At 62.9% G+C, this 14,228-nt stretch carries 18 protein-coding genes and 1 pseudogene; 17 read left to right on the top strand and 2 right to left on the bottom strand.

The genetic code is table 11. The features are described from left to right. The first annotated feature begins 3 nt into the window (after positions 1 to 3). The 17 genes from PG892_RS02195 (at position 4) to PG892_RS02115 (ending at position 13,783) form a co-directional block, all read left to right on the top strand. Positions 4 to 1,119, top strand: coding sequence for a protein-glutamate methylesterase/protein-glutamine glutaminase (locus tag PG892_RS02195; protein WP_113979055.1), 1,116 nt, complete (start codon positions 4 to 6; stop codon positions 1,117 to 1,119). A gap of 2 nt (positions 1,120 to 1,121) precedes the next feature. Continuing rightward, a complete protein-coding gene (locus PG892_RS02190; protein WP_029314173.1) occupies positions 1,122 to 1,859 on the top strand; it encodes a flagellar motor protein in 738 nt (245 codons plus the stop codon). Between the two features lie 2 nt (positions 1,860 to 1,861). Next, on the top strand, positions 1,862 to 2,770 hold the full coding sequence (locus tag PG892_RS02185; protein WP_010673939.1) for an OmpA family protein: 909 nt from the start codon (positions 1,862 to 1,864) through the stop codon (positions 2,768 to 2,770). 4 nt (positions 2,771 to 2,774) lie between these two features. After that, positions 2,775 to 3,569, top strand: a complete 795-nt coding sequence (locus PG892_RS02180) for a ParA family protein (RefSeq protein WP_010673940.1) — start codon at positions 2,775 to 2,777, stop codon at positions 3,567 to 3,569. Then, positions 3,566 to 4,432, top strand: a complete 867-nt coding sequence (locus PG892_RS02175; protein ID WP_010673941.1) for a chemotaxis protein CheW — start codon at positions 3,566 to 3,568, stop codon at positions 4,430 to 4,432. Before PG892_RS02180 ends, PG892_RS02175 begins: the two co-directional genes overlap by 4 nt. 69 nt (positions 4,433 to 4,501) lie before the next feature. Continuing rightward, positions 4,502 to 4,990 carry a chemotaxis protein CheW gene (locus PG892_RS02170; RefSeq protein ID WP_010673942.1) on the top strand — a complete coding sequence of 163 codons (489 nt, stop codon included), beginning with the start codon at positions 4,502 to 4,504 and terminating at the stop codon, positions 4,988 to 4,990. A 71-nt stretch (positions 4,991 to 5,061) separates the two neighbouring features. Further along, complete coding sequence (locus PG892_RS02165; protein ID WP_010673943.1) at positions 5,062 to 5,448, top strand: DUF2802 domain-containing protein; 387 nt, start codon at positions 5,062 to 5,064, stop codon at positions 5,446 to 5,448. Between the two features lie 218 nt (positions 5,449 to 5,666). Beyond that, a complete protein-coding gene (gene ccmA / locus PG892_RS02160) occupies positions 5,667 to 6,302 on the top strand; it encodes a cytochrome c biogenesis heme-transporting ATPase CcmA (RefSeq protein ID WP_119196866.1) in 636 nt (211 codons plus the stop codon). Between the two features lie 3 nt (positions 6,303 to 6,305). After that, positions 6,306 to 6,974 carry a heme exporter protein CcmB gene (gene ccmB / locus PG892_RS02155; RefSeq protein WP_010673945.1) on the top strand — a complete coding sequence of 223 codons (669 nt, stop codon included), beginning with the start codon at positions 6,306 to 6,308 and terminating at the stop codon, positions 6,972 to 6,974. A 166-nt stretch (positions 6,975 to 7,140) separates the two neighbouring features. After that, positions 7,141 to 7,881, top strand: coding sequence for a heme ABC transporter permease (locus tag PG892_RS02150; protein ID WP_010673946.1), 741 nt, complete (start codon positions 7,141 to 7,143; stop codon positions 7,879 to 7,881). Positions 7,882 to 7,883: 2 nt separating this feature from the next. Beyond that, a complete protein-coding gene (gene ccmD / locus PG892_RS02145; RefSeq protein ID WP_039039901.1) occupies positions 7,884 to 8,090 on the top strand; it encodes a heme exporter protein CcmD in 207 nt (68 codons plus the stop codon). After that, a complete protein-coding gene (gene ccmE, locus PG892_RS02140; RefSeq protein ID WP_052815847.1) occupies positions 8,087 to 8,578 on the top strand; it encodes a cytochrome c maturation protein CcmE in 492 nt (163 codons plus the stop codon). Before ccmD ends, ccmE begins: the two co-directional genes overlap by 4 nt. 79 nt (positions 8,579 to 8,657) lie before the next feature. Next, positions 8,658 to 10,613, top strand: coding sequence for a heme lyase CcmF/NrfE family subunit (locus PG892_RS02135; protein ID WP_119196865.1), 1,956 nt, complete (start codon positions 8,658 to 8,660; stop codon positions 10,611 to 10,613). Then, positions 10,610 to 11,140 carry a DsbE family thiol:disulfide interchange protein gene (locus PG892_RS02130; RefSeq protein WP_119196864.1) on the top strand — a complete coding sequence of 177 codons (531 nt, stop codon included), beginning with the start codon at positions 10,610 to 10,612 and terminating at the stop codon, positions 11,138 to 11,140. Before PG892_RS02135 ends, PG892_RS02130 begins: the two co-directional genes overlap by 4 nt. Before the next feature lie 10 nt (positions 11,141 to 11,150). Next, positions 11,151 to 11,633: a cytochrome c-type biogenesis protein gene (locus tag PG892_RS02125; RefSeq protein WP_119196863.1), complete on the top strand. Its 483-nt coding sequence runs from the start codon at positions 11,151 to 11,153 to the stop codon at positions 11,631 to 11,633. Next, positions 11,630 to 12,892 carry a c-type cytochrome biogenesis protein CcmI gene (gene ccmI / locus PG892_RS02120; RefSeq protein ID WP_104455540.1) on the top strand — a complete coding sequence of 421 codons (1,263 nt, stop codon included), beginning with the start codon at positions 11,630 to 11,632 and terminating at the stop codon, positions 12,890 to 12,892. The genes PG892_RS02125 and ccmI overlap by 4 nt, the downstream gene beginning before the upstream one ends. 78 nt (positions 12,893 to 12,970) lie before the next feature. Next, positions 12,971 to 13,783, top strand: a complete 813-nt coding sequence (locus PG892_RS02115) for an MlaA family lipoprotein (protein WP_029314176.1) — start codon at positions 12,971 to 12,973, stop codon at positions 13,781 to 13,783. 95 nt (positions 13,784 to 13,878) lie between these two features. On the opposite strand, the pseudogene PG892_RS02110 reads toward PG892_RS02115, so the two are convergent. Further along, positions 13,879 to 14,091 (bottom strand): annotated as a pseudogene (locus PG892_RS02110) (IS4 family transposase); the annotation flags it as partial. Continuing rightward, positions 14,046 to 14,228, bottom strand: a 183-nt coding sequence (locus PG892_RS02105) for a hypothetical protein (RefSeq protein WP_270825099.1), incomplete at its 5' end; no start/stop codon positions are given. The gene PG892_RS02105 and the pseudogene PG892_RS02110, both read right to left, overlap by 46 nt.

The following is a 14,228-nucleotide window of genomic DNA, read 5'->3' as shown; positions in this document are numbered from 1 at the left end:
ACAATGGCAGTCAAGGTATTAGTGGTCGACGATTCGAGTTTCTTCCGCCGTCGGGTCAGCGAAATCATCAATCAGGATCCCCTGATGACGGTGATCGACACGGCCCAGAACGGGCGGGAGGCGGTAGACAAGGCGCAGCAGTTGCGGCCCGACGTCATTACCATGGACATTGAAATGCCGGTGCTCGACGGCATCAGCGCCGTGCGCGAGATCATGGCCAAGTGTCCGACCCCCATCCTGATGTTCTCCTCCCTGACCCACGAGGGAGCCAAGGCAACACTGGATGCGCTGGATGCGGGCGCCCTCGATTTTCTGCCCAAGAAGTTTGAAGACATCGCCCGCGACAAGGACGAAGCCGTCAACCTGCTGCAGCAGCGGGTCAAGGAGATCGCTCGCAAACGCTTCCTGATGGCGACCCGGCCCCGTGCCCCCGAGCCTGCCGCCCGGCCCGCCGTCACGGGGACCCTGAATCGTCCCTTGGCCGAACGCCAGTCCGAGCCTGCGCGGGCAGCGGCGGCTCCCGCCGCGTTCAAGCGCAGTGGCAAGAGTTACCAGCTGGTTGCCATCGGTACCTCCACCGGCGGGCCGGTGGCACTGCAGAACGTGCTGACCAAGCTGCCGGGGGATTTCCCTCATCCCATTCTGCTGATCCAGCACATGCCGGCCACCTTCACCGCTGCCTTTGCCGCCCGCCTCAACGGGCTGTGCCAGATAGGGGTCAAGGAGGCGCAGGATGGCGACGTGCTCAAGCCGGGTCAGGCCTATCTTGCCCCCGGTGGCAAGCAGATGCTGCTGGAAGGGCGCGGGCCCGGTGCCCGTCTTCGCATCATCGATGGCAATGACAAGGTCAACTACAAACCCTGTGTGGACATCACCTTCGCCTCCGCCGCCAAGACCTATGGCGACAAGGTGCTGGCCATCGTCCTGACCGGCATGGGCGCGGATGGCCGCGACGGTGCCCGTCTGCTCAAGGAGCAGGGGGCGACCATCTGGGCGCAGGATGAAGCCTCCTGTGTGGTCTATGGCATGCCCCAGGCCGTTGCCAAGGCGGGCATAGCAAGCGAATCCCTGCCGCTGGATCGGGTGGCCCAGCGCATTCTGGTCGAGTTGGGTCGCTGACCATGAGCATGCTCGGCCTGGTGCTGGCGCTGGGGGCCGTCGCCATCGCCCAGTGGTGGCATGGCGGGAGCCTGCTGACCCTGCTGGATGGCCCGGCCTTTGTCATCGTCGTCGGGGGAACCTGGGGGGCGGTGATCTTGCAGACTCCCCGCAGGTACCTGCTCAGTGCCCTGAGGCAGGCAACCTGGATGCTGTTTCCGCCGCAGCTGGATCTTGCGGAGCAGGCCGAGCGCCTGAAGGCGTGGGCCCAGTTCGCCCGCCAGCAAGGCTTGCTGGCGCTGGAAAACCAGGCCGAGGCCGAGCCCGATCCCTTCACCCGCCAGGGGCTTTCCATGATTGTGGATGGCGTCTCCATCGAGGATATCCGCAGCCTGCTGGAGGCGGATATCGACATCGAGCAGGAGCGCAACGAGCACTCGGCCAGGGTGTTCGAGTCCATGGGCGGGTACAGCCCCACCATCGGCATCATCGGGGCCGTGATTGGCCTCATCCAGGCCATGTTTCATCTGGAGGAGCCAGGCACCCTGGGGGCGGGCATTGCCGTGGCCTTCGTCGCCACCATCTACGGGGTGGGCTTTGCCAACTTGCTCTATCTGCCGATTGCGAATCGGTTGCGCGCCTTCCACTACCATTACGGCCTCTATCAGGAGATGACCCTGGAGGGGCTTCTGGCCATCGCCCACGGGGAGAACGGCCCGCAGGTTGAAAGGCGGTTACGGGCTTATCTGAAAGGGGAGTAGCCATGCGCAAGCGCTATCGTTTGCACCTGCAAGGGCGAGAGCATCTCGATCGCTGGCTGGTCTCCTATGCCGATTACATGACGCTCATCTTCGCCCTTTTCGTGGTGCTCTACTCCGTTGCCATCGTCAACAAGGAGGAGTACCGCGCCGTCATCGAGGGCATGACCCAGGCCTTCAACCAGGCGCCGCGCAGCGATGGCCTGCTGGAAGGGCGGGGCAATTCCTTGCTGGACAACCCGGTGTCGGCCGCCCCCAGCCTGCTGGAGAGCCAGGCCTCTGCGTCCCCTTCGCGGGCCCCCATCACGGGTACGCCCGTCTCGCAAGATGGCACGGCTCTTGCGCAGATCGACATGCAGATCCAGGAGTCCATGGGCGCCCTGGTCGATGCGGGGGTGGTGAAGCTTGCGCAGGATGATAACTGGCTGACGGTGGAGCTGAGTTCAGGTCTCCTGTTCAACAGTGGCAGCGCTTTTCTGGGTAACAATGCCGCCCCTGTGCTCGATACGCTTTCAGGTATTCTCAAACCGGTCGATAACTATGTCAGGGTGCGGGGCTACACGGATAACCAACCGATAAACAACGAAATTTTCCGCTCCAACTGGACATTGTCAGCGGCCCGCGCCGAGGCAGTGCTCAATGCCCTGGTGGGCAAAGGGGTGGCTCCCGGTCGGCTCGCCTACGAGGCGTACGGAGAGTTTTCCCCCTTCGTCGACAATGGCACCGAGCAGGGACGATTACAGAATCGCAAGGTGGTGGTCGCCATATCCAGGTTCGCCTGGGTGCCGCCAGCCCCCGTCAAACCGCTGACGGGGGCACCGGTGCAGGACGCACCGCAGAGTGTCGACAGTGAAAAGATCAGGGTGATCGCGCTGCCCGGTGGGGGCATACGCATAACAACAAGGCAGGATTGATACAGTGATTGTTTGGACGGTTGCCAATCAGAAAGGTGGAGTCGGTAAAACCACCACGGTCGTCTCCCTGGCGGGCATTCTGGCCCAGCGTGGCCAGCGGGTACTGCTGATCGACACCGACCCCCACGCCTCCCTGACCTCCTATCTCGATTTCGACTCGGACAGGCTGGAAGGCACCCTGTACGAGTTGTTCCAGGCGGCCAAACCCAGCGCCGAGCTGGTCAACCGGATGACCCTCAAGACCCGATTCGAGAACATCAGCCTGCTGCCCGCCTCGATTACCCTGGCCACGCTGGATCGGGTGATGGGCAACCGGGAAGGGATGGGGCTGGTGCTCAAGCGCGCTCTGCTGCGGGTGCAGGATCAGTTCGACTACGTGCTCATCGACTGCCCGCCGGTGCTGGGGGTCATGATGGTGAACGCGCTGGCGGCCTGCGATCGCATCCTGGTGCCGGTACAGACCGAATTCCTGGCCCTCAAGGGGCTGGAGCGGATGATGAAGACCTTCGAGATCATGCAGCGCTCCAAGCGGGAGAAGTTCCGCTACACCATCATTCCGACCATGTTTGACAAGCGTACCCGCGCCTCCCTGATGACATTGCAGTCCATCAAGGAGCAGTATGGGGAGGCGGTGTGGAATGCGGTCATTCCCATCGACACCAAATTCAGGGATGCCAGTCTGGTGCACATTCCTCCCTCCATCTATGCACCGGGCAGCCGGGGCACCTATGCCTATGAGACCCTGCTCAACCATCTCGACGCGCTGGAGCGTCAACGGACCCAGGAGGTGATGCCGTGAGAGAGACCACCCAGGTTCGGGCCATGGACGACTATTTCCACTCCCTGCTGCTGGACGATGCCCTGCTGCGGGAAGATCCCGAAGACGAAGCACCGGCCCCTGCGTTGCAACGTCAGACCGTCGCCGTGCCGGAGGTGGCTGCCACCCCCTATCTTGAAGCCGATACCCGACTGGCCCAGCTGAGCGAGCTGCTTGCCCAGGTGGGACAGGTCCAGTTCGAGATGGATGCCCTGAGCCACGAAGAGGTGCATGTCGAACCATTCCAGCTCGAGGCAGAGGTGGTTGACAGTGAGCCTCTGGTCGCCCTGGCAGAGCCGGTGGTGGAAGCCGTAGTGGAGGAGGTCGAGCCCGTCGCCCTCGCGGTGGCGGAACCCGCGCCCGCCCTCGAAGCGGCGCCCGCACCGTCGACCTGGGAGAACCTGGATACCGGCAACGAGTTTCAGGCGCTCTTCTTCGACGTGGCCGGGGTGACGTTTGCGGTGCCTCTGACCGAGTTGGGGGGCATCCATCAACTGGGGGAGGTGACCTCTCTCTTCGGCCAGCCGGGCTGGTACAAGGGGATCATGACCTCCCGCGAGCAGAAGATGAACGTGGTGGACACGGCCCAGTGGGTCATGCCGGGCCAGCATCTGGAGATGGACGATTACAAATATCTGATTATGCTGGGAGAATCACCCTGGGGATTGGCCTGTCACCAGTTGAAGGGCACAGAACTGCTGCACCGGGACCAGGTGAAGTGGCGCCATCAGGAGGGCAAGCGCCCCTGGTTGGCCGGCATGGTCAAGGAGAAGATGTGTGCCCTGCTGCACGTCAGGGAGCTCTTGCTGCTGCTTGGCCGGGGCGTGAACATCGAAGGCCGCTGACAACGTCGGCATCGCCATGGTTTTATTGCTAATTTTACCCGTTGACGGGTTCATACAAGGATCAAGAAGATGACAGAGAAGCGCAATATTGCACAGAATCTGGCCGAAGACGAAGTGCTGCAGTGGGTGACCTTCCAGTTGGAAAACGAGACCTATGGCATCAACGTGATGCAGGTTCAGGAAGTGTTGCGCTACACCGAGATCGCTCCGGTCCCGGGTGCACCTGACTACGTGCTGGGCATCATCAACCTGCGTGGCAACGTGGTGACCGTCATCGATACCCGCTCCCGTTTCGGCCTGCCGGCCGGGGACGTGAGCGAGAACTCCCGCATCGTCATCATCGAGGCGGAGAAGCAGGTGATCGGCATCATGGTGGACAGCGTGGCCGAGGTGGTCTATCTGCGCTCCTCCGAGATCGATGCCGCCCCGGCGGTAGGCACCGAGGAGAGCGCCAAGTTCATCCAGGGCGTCAGCAACCGTGACGGCCAACTGCTGATCCTGGTGGATCTCAACAAGCTGCTCTCCGACGAAGAGTGGGAAGACATTGGTTCCCTGTAACAGGGACGGGAACGTGCGGACGGGGGCGATGGCACCTGTCCGCCTCCCTGTGACGGTAAGGTGATGGTTTGATGATTGAATTTGCAGCCTTGGGGTTGTCCTTGCTCGCACTGGTGCTGGCCCTTTACGGGATCCTGGGGCACCGTCGTCGCCAGCGAGAGTCCGAGGCCAGGGTGGAAGCGCTGCAGGGGCAGCTCGAGAGTCTGCGCAAGCAGATGATGGAGTTGCACACGGGCGCCATCGGCATGGGCCAGCGTCTGCAAGCCGCAGAAGGGGCCATGCAGAAGATCCACGACAGCCAGCAGGAGCTGACGTTGCAGGATCCGGAGCGCCGCCTCTACAGCCGCGCCGCCAAGATGGTGGAGCTTGGTGCCGATCTGGACGAGGTGATGAGCGAGTGCGAGTTGCCCCAGGCGGAAGCGGAGCTGCTTATTTCCTTGCGAAAGGGACGCAGCTGACGGATGTGTCGCGGGGAGGCCGGTGCCTCCCCGCTTTCTGTTCGGCCCGTGGCCACTTCTTTCTCGATGCCGGGACGGTGATAATCCTTTGGCATCAATCTCTTTGGTGGAGGCGCGATCTTCCCCACAAATCCTGTTGATTATTGGCATCTTTGAAAAGACGCCTCCGGATCCTGTGTTAAGATGCAGGCCGCCTCATTTTCAACGATTACATCCCCATGCTGCTTCAAGCGAACAATCTGAGCTGCGTGCGTGAAGATCGCACCCTGTTTGAACATCTCTCCTTCGCGGTGCGTGCCGGGGATTTGATGCAGATTGAGGGTCCCAACGGGGTGGGCAAGACCAGCCTGTTGCGCCTGCTCACCGGCCTCTCCCAGCCCTTTGCTGGCGAGGTGTGCTGGAATGGGGAGAATATCCGCCATTGCCGGGATGAATACCACGCCAGCCTGCTTTACCTGGGCCATCAGCCCGGCGTCAAGGCGATCCTGACCCCCCTTGAGAATCTCTCCTTCTACCAGAAGCTTCATGGCCCTGCCGGGGACGGCGTGGATCTCTGGCGGGTGCTGGCCCAGGTCGGCCTCGCCGGTTTCGAAGACTATCCCGCGGGGCAGCTCTCCGCCGGGCAGCAGCGACGGGTGGCGCTGGCCAGGTTGTGGCTGAGCGAGCGACCGGCGCTCTGGATCCTGGACGAGCCCTTCACCGCCATCGACAAGCAGGGGGTCAGAGTGCTGGAGCAGTTGTTCCTCGCCCACGCGGACAGGGGGGGCATGGTGGTCCTTACGACCCACCAGGATCTGACCCTGATGCAGGGACGGCTCAAGACCCTCTCTCTGACCTCGCTGTTGCAGGAGTAGCCCATGCTGCGCGCCGTCATACACCTTATTCACCGCGAGTTGCTGATGGCCCTGCGCCAGCGCGCCGACATCTTCAACCCGCTCTGGTTCTTCCTCATCGTCATCACCCTGTTTCCATTGGGGATTGGGCCCGAGCCCCAGTTGCTGGCCCGCATCGCTCCCGGCATCATCTGGGTGGCGGCCCTGCTGGCGGCCATGCTCTCCCTGGAGCGGCTGTTTCGTGACGACTTCAGCGACGGCGCCCTGGAGCAGATGATGCTGATGCCCCATCCCCTGGGGTTGCTGGCCCTGGCCAAAGTGATCGCTCACTGGTTGCTGACCGGTCTGCCGCTGTTGCTGGTCTCCCCCTTGCTCGCCATCCTGCTCTCCCTGGAGCTGAAGACCTATCTGGCCGTGGTGGCCACCCTGGCGCTCGGTACGCCGGTGCTGAGCCTGCTCGGGGCGGTCGGAGTAGCGCTGACCGCAGGGCTGCGCAAGGGGGGCGTGCTGCTCAGCCTGTTGCTGCTGCCGCTCTATATTCCGGTGCTTATCTTCGCCACGTCCGCCATCGACGCGGCGAGCATGGGACTGCCCTATGCCGGCCAGCTCGCCATCCTGGGGGCCATGCTGGTGGGGGCATTGACCCTGACGCCCCTGGCTATCTCGGCGGCGCTGCGGGTGAGTGTCAACTGATTGATTTGGTGAAAAGATTTTCGTTTGAAGCCTTGTTAGGGGCGAGATAGTTGAGATAGATCAAGGGGATGGCTGCTTATTGCTTTCGGGGGATATGATGTTTTTCCCCCATGGGTATGGTAGCCCTCGCCACTTAAAAATTAATAACTGAAAGGTTTCGTGAGCTATGTGGAAATGGTTGCACCCTTATGCCAAACCCGAGCGCGCCTATGGGCTGGCCGGCACCCTGCTGCCCTGGTTTGCCGTGACAAGCCTGCTTGCCTTCATCATCGGCACCGTCTGGGGGCTGGCTTTTGCACCCGCCGATTACCAGCAGGGCGACTCTTTCAGGATCATCTATATCCATGTGCCTTCCGCCATCCTCTCCATGGGCGCCTACTCCACCATGGCGGTGGCCGCCTTCATTGGCCTGGTGTGGCAACTGCGCATGGCAGACATGACGGTGGCGGCCATCGCCCCGGTGGGGGCCGTCTTCACCTTCATTGCCCTCTTTACCGGCGCCGCCTGGGGCAAACCCATGTGGGGCACCTGGTGGGTGTGGGATGCCCGGCTCACCTCCGAGCTCATCCTGCTGTTCCTCTATCTGGGTGTCATCGCCCTCTACAACGCCTTCAGCGACAAGGTGGTGGCGGGCCGCGCCGCCGGCATCCTGGCGCTGGTCGGGGTGATCAACCTGCCCATCATCCACTACTCGGTGGAGTGGTGGAACACCCTGCACCAGGGGGCCACCATCACCAAGTTTGACAAACCCTCCATCTCCCCCGAGATGCTGTGGCCGCTGCTCATCATGATCCTGGCGTTCGCCGCGTTTCTCGGTGCCCTGACCCTGATGCGTTTTCGCAATGAGCTGCTGATGCGGGAGTGGCACCGCCCCTGGGTCGCCGACATCGCCAGGCAGGAGAAGTAAGCATGCACTTTGCCTCGTTCAGTGATTTCATGGCCATGGGAGGCTATGCCTTCTACGTCTGGCTCTCCTTCGGTCTGACCCTGCTCTGCCTGGTCGGCATCGTCATTTCCACCCGATTGAAGACCCGCAGCCTGCTCGGCGAACTGCGCAACAAGCAGGCTCGGGAGGCACGCCGCAAGGCGGCCCAGCAGATGGAGAACACCCTATGAACCCGCGCCGCAAGAAACGCCTCACCATCATCCTGGCCATCAGCCTGGGCCTTGTCAGCGTGACTGGCCTGGTGCTCTATGCCCTGAGCCAGAACATCGACCTCTTCTACACCCCGAGCGAGCTGGTGGAAGGGAAGGGGCCGGAGAAGATCAAGCCCGAGGAGGGGCAGCGCCTGCGCATCGGTGGCCTGGTGGTGCCGGGGTCTGTGGTGCGGGATCCCCAGAGCCTCAAGGTAGCCTTCAAGCTGGTGGACAACGGCGGCCATCTGGTGACGGTGGAGTTTGACGGCATCCTGCCGGATCTCTTCCGGGAAGGGCAGGGGATCGTCGCCCAGGGCACCCTCAAGGATGCCACCACGGTCGCCGCCTTCGAGGTGCTGGCCAAGCACGACGAGAACTACATGCCGCCGGAAGTGGCCGACGCCACCAACGGCATGCACTTCAAGCCCGAATACACAGAGGCACAGTTGCAGGGAGCCAAGCAATGATGCCGGTATGCGCCAAGAATTCACTTCTTTATACCGCCAAATCGGCAGGTTTCTCCGTGCAATCGAGAGGGAATAGTCAATGATCCCGGAATTAGGGCAGTTCTCACTGATCCTGGCCTTCGCCACCGCCCTGCAGCTGGGCAGTTACCCGCTGATCGGGGCCCATCTCGGTCGTCTTGGCATGATGTCGGCGGCCCGCCCGCTCGCCTACAGCCAGTTCCTGCTGCTGCTGCTGTCGTTTATCTGCCTCACCTGGGCCTTTATCGACAACGACTTCACCGTGCAGTACGTGGCCACCAACTCCAACAGCCTGCTGCCGCTGGCCTATCGCATCTCGGCGGTGTGGGGGGCCCACGAGGGGTCCCTGCTGCTCTGGGTACTGACCTTGGGGGGCTGGACCGCGGCCGTCGCCCTCTTCAGCCGCCGGCTGCCGCTGGATGCGGTGGCACGGGTGCTGGGGGTGCTCGGCCTCATCTCGGTGGGCTTCACCGCCTTCGTGCTGTTCACCTCGGATCCCTTCACCCGCACCCTGCCGTACTTCCCGGTGGACGGGCGTGACCTCAACCCCTTGCTGCAGGATCCCGGCCTCATCTTCCACCCCCCCATGCTCTACATGGGTTACGTGGGCTTCTCGGTGGCCTTCGCCTTCGCCATCGCCTCCCTGATGACGGGGCGCCTCGACGCCACCTGGGCGCGCTGGTCCCGCCCCTGGACCATGGCGGCCTGGGTCTTCCTGACGCTGGGCATAGTGCTCGGCTCCTGGTGGGCCTATTACGAGCTCGGCTGGGGCGGCTGGTGGTTCTGGGATCCGGTGGAAAACGCCTCCTTCATGCCCTGGCTGGCGGGCACTGCCCTGCTCCATTCCCTGGCGGTGAGCGAGAAGCGCGCCACCTTCAAGGCCTGGACAGTGCTGCTGGCGCTCTCGGCCTTCTCCCTGAGCCTGCTGGGGACCTTCCTGGTGCGCTCCGGCGTGCTGGTGTCCGTCCATGCGTTCGCCTCCGACCCGACCCGGGGCCTCTTCATCCTGGGCTTCCTGCTGGCTGTGATAGGCTCATCCTTGCTGCTGTTTGCCTTCAAGGGCTCCCAGGTGAAGAGCCACGGCAAGCACGAGCTGTGGAGTCGCGAGACCCTGCTCCTTGGCAACAACATCCTCCTGGTGGCGGGCCTGCTCACCGTGCTGCTCGGCACCCTGCTGCCCCTGGTGCACAAGGAGCTGGGGCTCGGCAGCATCTCCATCGGCACCCCCTTCTTCAACCACATCTACAGCTGGCTCATCATCCCGTTCGCCCTGCTGCTGGGGGTGGGCCCCCTGTTTCGCTGGCGCCGCCAGGAGCTGGGGGAGCTCAGGCTCAAGGTGGTGGTCGCCCTGGTGCTGAGCCTGGCCGCCGCCTTCCTGCTGCCCCTCGCGTTCGCGGAAGACTTCAAGCCCTGGGCCGCACTCGGCATCGGTCTGGGCGTCTGGATCATCGTCACCAGCGTGCAGGAAACCTGGGCGCGGGCCACCCACAAGCACGGCTTCGCCACCGGCGTGCGCAGGCTGGGCAACAGTCACTGGGCCATGATCCTGGGCCACGTGGGGCTCGCGGTCAGCATCATCGGCATCGCCTGCACCCAGAACTACAGCATCGAGAAGGACCTGCGGATGCAGGCCGGGGATCGCGTCCAGTTTGCCGATTACGAGTTCGTCTTCACCGGCATCAAGGAGAAGAACGGTCCCAACTACGACGGCTTCAAGGGTGTGCTGGAGGTGCACCGGGACGGCAAGCAGGTGGCCCTGCTCAAGCCCGAGAAGCGGATGTACACCGTGAGCCGCATGCCGATGACCGAGGCGGCCATCGATGCGGGCTTTACCCGGGATCTCTATGCGGCGCTCGGCGAGCAGCTCGACAACGGCGCCTGGGCGGTGCGGATCTACTACAAACCCTTCGTGCGCTGGATCTGGTTTGGCGGCGTCTTCATGGCCATCGGCGGCGTGCTGGCCATGCTGGACAAGCGCTACCGGTTCGGCCGTCGTGACGAGGAGGTCAAGGCATGAACAAGAAGACCTGGCTCTATCTGCTGCCCTTCATCATCTTCCTGCTGGGGGCCCTGTTCCTGTTCAAGGGGCTCTACTCCGATCCCACCAAGCTCGAGTCCGTGATGGTGGACAAGGAGGTGCCCGTGTTCACCCTGCAGGACATCTACGATCTCGGCAAGCAACACGACAGGAGCATCCTCAAGGGACGCCCCATGCTGCTCAACGTCTGGGCCACCTGGTGCCCGACCTGCTACGGGGAGCACACCTACCTCAAGGAGCTGGCGGGGCAGGGGATCTACATCGTCGGCATGAACTACAAGGACGAGCGAGACAAGGCCATCAAGTGGCTGGCGGAGCTCGGCAACCCCTACCAGATCAACCTCTATGATCCGGACGGCATGCTGGGGCTGGATCTCGGTGTCTACGGCGCACCCGAGACCTTCTTCATCGACAGCCAGGGCATCATCCGCTATCGCCACGTGGGGGACGTGAACCCGGAAGTCTGGGCCAGTACCCTCAAACCCATCTTCGATGCCATGAAGTGAGGCCTCCCCGATGAAAACACTGATCGCATCCCTGTTGCTGCTGGCAGGCCTCCTTGGCGCCGGCCAGGCCAGCGCCGCCATCGATGTCTACACCTTCGACAGCGACGCCCAGGAGCAGACCTTTCGCGAGCTGACCCGCGAGCTGCGCTGCCCCAAGTGCCAGAACCAGGACATCGCGGACTCCAACGCCGGGCTCGCCAAGGACTTGCGGGACAAGACCTACCAGATGGTGCGGGAGGGCAAGGAGAAGCAGGAGGTGGTGGACTACATGGTGGCCCGCTACGGCAACTTCATCCTCTATGATCCCCCCCTGATGGCCTCGACCCTGATCCTCTGGCTTGGCCCCTTGCTGGTCATCGTGATTGGCGTCGTCACCGTGGTGGTGCGAAGCCGCCGCCATGCCCCTGCTCCCTTGCAACAGCCTGAAGGCACCCTGAGTGCAGAAGAGCAGGCCAGGCTGTCCGCCCTGCTCAAAGAGGAAGATAAACCATGACCCCATTCTGGATACTGGGTGCGGCCCTGCTGGTGCTGGCGAGCCTGGCGCTGATCGTGCCGCTCTGGCGCGGCGAGGGCAGGCAGAGCATCAGTCGCTCGGCCCTCAACAAGCAGCTCTATCGCCAGCGCCTGCTGGAGATAGGGGAGGAGCGGGAGCAGGGGATACTGGCGGAGGAGCCGGAATCCCTGGTGGAGCTGCAGCGCAGCCTCCTGGACGACATTCCCGACGTGGAGCAGACCGCCCGTGGCGGCAAGAGCCTGATCTGGATCCCCGGTGTGCTGGTGCTGGCGGTGGTGAGCATCGGCCTCTACGCCAAGCTCGGCGCCTGGCAGGAGGTGAGCCGCTGGCAGGATGCCAGCAGCCGGTTGGGGGAGCTCAGCAATCGCATCCTGGTGGAGCGTGATGCCCGGGTGACCGAGCAGGATCTGCTGGACTTCACCCTGGCCCTGCGAACCCGGCTGAAAGAAGAACCGAACGACTACCGTGGCTGGCTGCTGCTGGGGCGCCTGACCCTGGATGGCAATGATCCCGAGATGGCCCGCGAGGCGCTGGAGCGTGCCTACGCCCTCGCGCCCCAGAAGGCCATGGTGGCGGTGCCCTATGCCCAGGCCCTGATGATGACGGGGGAGGAAGCCCGTGCGGATCAACTGTTGCAGGCGGTCATTGCCGAGGACCCGGCCAACATCGAGGCTCGCTCCGTCCACGCCTTCATGGCCCTGCAAAAAGAGGATTTCCAGACCGCCCTCGACCGCTGGCAGGGGATGTTGCCGCTGCTGGAGCCGGGCTCGGCCCGCTACACCATGGTGGAGCGCTCCATGGAGTACGCCAGGCAGCAGCTTGGCCAGCGTGGCATCGCCGTGACCACCCCGTCTGCCGAAGGCCAGGCACAAGCCGGGGTGCTGGCGGTGAAAGAGGGGGAGTTCCCCCTGCACATCACCCTGGCGCCGGGTATAAAGATGCCGGAAGATGCCCATCTGTTCGTCTTTGCGGTGATCCCCAACGGTCCGCCCATGCCCATCGCGGTCAAGCGCATTGCAGGCCCGCATCTCCCGCTCACCCTCTCCCTGGGGGACGGGGATGCCATGATGGAGGGGAGCAAGCTGGCGGCCCATGCCGAGCTGCAGTTCAAGGCGCGCCTCTCCCGGGGCGGCAACGTCATGAACAAGGAAGGCGCCTTTGAAGGGGTTTCGGTCACCGTGCCGACCAGCACCATCCCCACAGCGCCGATTGACATCCGCATCGATCACGCCCTCTAATACGCTTTTGGCCCACCCCTTGGGGTGGGCCCCCTGTATAATTCATATCAATACCCAAAAAAATCTTAGGACTTTCATATGTATCTGCGTTCAGGAGCATTGGCGGTGGCATTGCTGCTCGCGGGCTGTGCGGGCGGGCCTCCCAAGCCGGGCCCGGAGAGCCTGGATCTCGGCGAGACCCCGAGCCGCCCCGGGGCATCCAGCACGGCCAGCGATCCTCGCGACCCCTTCCAGGGGCCCAACCGTGCCATGTGGGCCGTCAACTATGACGTGCTGGAGCCCTATGTGGCGCGCCCCGTGGTACACGGCTATGCCCGCTATGTCCCGCAAGGGGTGAGGGACAGCATCGAGAATTTCGTGGACAACTTCGACGAGCCGAGCAGCATGGTAAACCACCTGCTGGTGGGTGATCTGAAAGGGGCCGGTACCAACCTGGGCCGCTTCACCCTCAACACCACTGTGGGCCTGCTCGGTCTGTTCGATGTGGCCAAGCATGCGGGCCTGGCTCGCAACACGCTGGAGATGGACACCGTGCTCGGCAAGGCCGACATCGGGGATGGCGCCTATCTGATGGTGCCGGTCTACGGTCCCACCACCACCCGGCAACTGGTAGGGGATACCATTGATACCATCTACTTCCCCTATGCCCTGCTGACCTTCCCGCTGAAGGTAGTGCACTGGGCGCTGGATGGCCTCGGTACACGCTCCAAGCTGATCGATCAGGAGCGCATCATCGACAACGCGCTGGATCCTTACGCCCTGACCAAGGACTTCTACTTGCAGTACAACGATGGCAAGGTGACGGGCCGCAAACCCGAGCTCCAGGAGCAGAAACCAGAGGCGGCGGATGATGGCAACCTCGACGATTACATGGACGAGATAGACCAGTAAGCACGGTCATCTTCCACAAGGCGCCTGCGGGCGCCTTTGTTGTCGATGGCAGGTATTCGACCATAAAAAAACGCCCCGCAAGTGCGCAATGCTGTTCACTTAAGCGGAGCCGCATTGCGATTTACCGGAAAACGGGTCTTTGATATCTTCACCGCCCTGGGTCTCGATGGCCTGGGGCGTTTTTCTATGAACATGACGCCTATGCAGCCCCGCAACTCCGCCAACCTCCGTGGCGTATGGGCTGGCGATAACGCGCCCGCCATCACTGCCATCTGGTTCGCGATGAACTGACAGGCAAACTTAAGGTTCTTCGCGGGATCTTGGGGAAGTGGAAGTTGACAGACAGGGTGCTGGTAAACTGGCTGTCTCCAAACACACCACCACCATCACCCTGCTGTCGCCGTGCATCATATTGATATTGCCTCCTTCTGGCCAGGTTATACCG

This window comes from Aeromonas sp. QDB68 (assembly GCF_027707405.1).
Lineage (GTDB): Bacteria > Pseudomonadota > Gammaproteobacteria > Enterobacterales > Aeromonadaceae > Aeromonas > Aeromonas caviae.
This window is presented reverse-complemented; position numbering and strand designations above follow the sequence as displayed.

Bases quoted from the DNA above. Each gene is read 5' to 3' on its own strand.
- PG892_RS02195 (WP_113979055.1), top strand. From the start codon at position 4: ATGGCAGTCAAGGTATTAGTGGTCGACGATTCGAGTTTCTTCCGCCGT.
- PG892_RS02190 (WP_029314173.1), top strand. From the start codon at position 1,122: ATGAGCATGCTCGGCCTGGTGCTGGCGCTGGGGGCCGTCGCCATCGCC.
- PG892_RS02185 (WP_010673939.1), top strand. From the start codon at position 1,862: ATGCGCAAGCGCTATCGTTTGCACCTGCAAGGGCGAGAGCATCTCGAT.
- PG892_RS02170 (WP_010673942.1), top strand. From the start codon at position 4,502: ATGACAGAGAAGCGCAATATTGCACAGAATCTGGCCGAAGACGAAGTG.
- PG892_RS02165 (WP_010673943.1), top strand. From the start codon at position 5,062: ATGATTGAATTTGCAGCCTTGGGGTTGTCCTTGCTCGCACTGGTGCTG.
- ccmA (WP_119196866.1), top strand. From the start codon at position 5,667: ATGCTGCTTCAAGCGAACAATCTGAGCTGCGTGCGTGAAGATCGCACC.
- ccmB (WP_010673945.1), top strand. From the start codon at position 6,306: ATGCTGCGCGCCGTCATACACCTTATTCACCGCGAGTTGCTGATGGCC.
- PG892_RS02150 (WP_010673946.1), top strand. From the start codon at position 7,141: ATGTGGAAATGGTTGCACCCTTATGCCAAACCCGAGCGCGCCTATGGG.
- ccmD (WP_039039901.1), top strand. From the start codon at position 7,884: ATGCACTTTGCCTCGTTCAGTGATTTCATGGCCATGGGAGGCTATGCC.
- ccmE (WP_052815847.1), top strand. From the start codon at position 8,087: ATGAACCCGCGCCGCAAGAAACGCCTCACCATCATCCTGGCCATCAGC.
- PG892_RS02135 (WP_119196865.1), top strand. From the start codon at position 8,658: ATGATCCCGGAATTAGGGCAGTTCTCACTGATCCTGGCCTTCGCCACC.
- PG892_RS02130 (WP_119196864.1), top strand. From the start codon at position 10,610: ATGAACAAGAAGACCTGGCTCTATCTGCTGCCCTTCATCATCTTCCTG.
- PG892_RS02125 (WP_119196863.1), top strand. From the start codon at position 11,151: ATGAAAACACTGATCGCATCCCTGTTGCTGCTGGCAGGCCTCCTTGGC.
- ccmI (WP_104455540.1), top strand. From the start codon at position 11,630: ATGACCCCATTCTGGATACTGGGTGCGGCCCTGCTGGTGCTGGCGAGC.
- PG892_RS02115 (WP_029314176.1), top strand. From the start codon at position 12,971: ATGTATCTGCGTTCAGGAGCATTGGCGGTGGCATTGCTGCTCGCGGGC.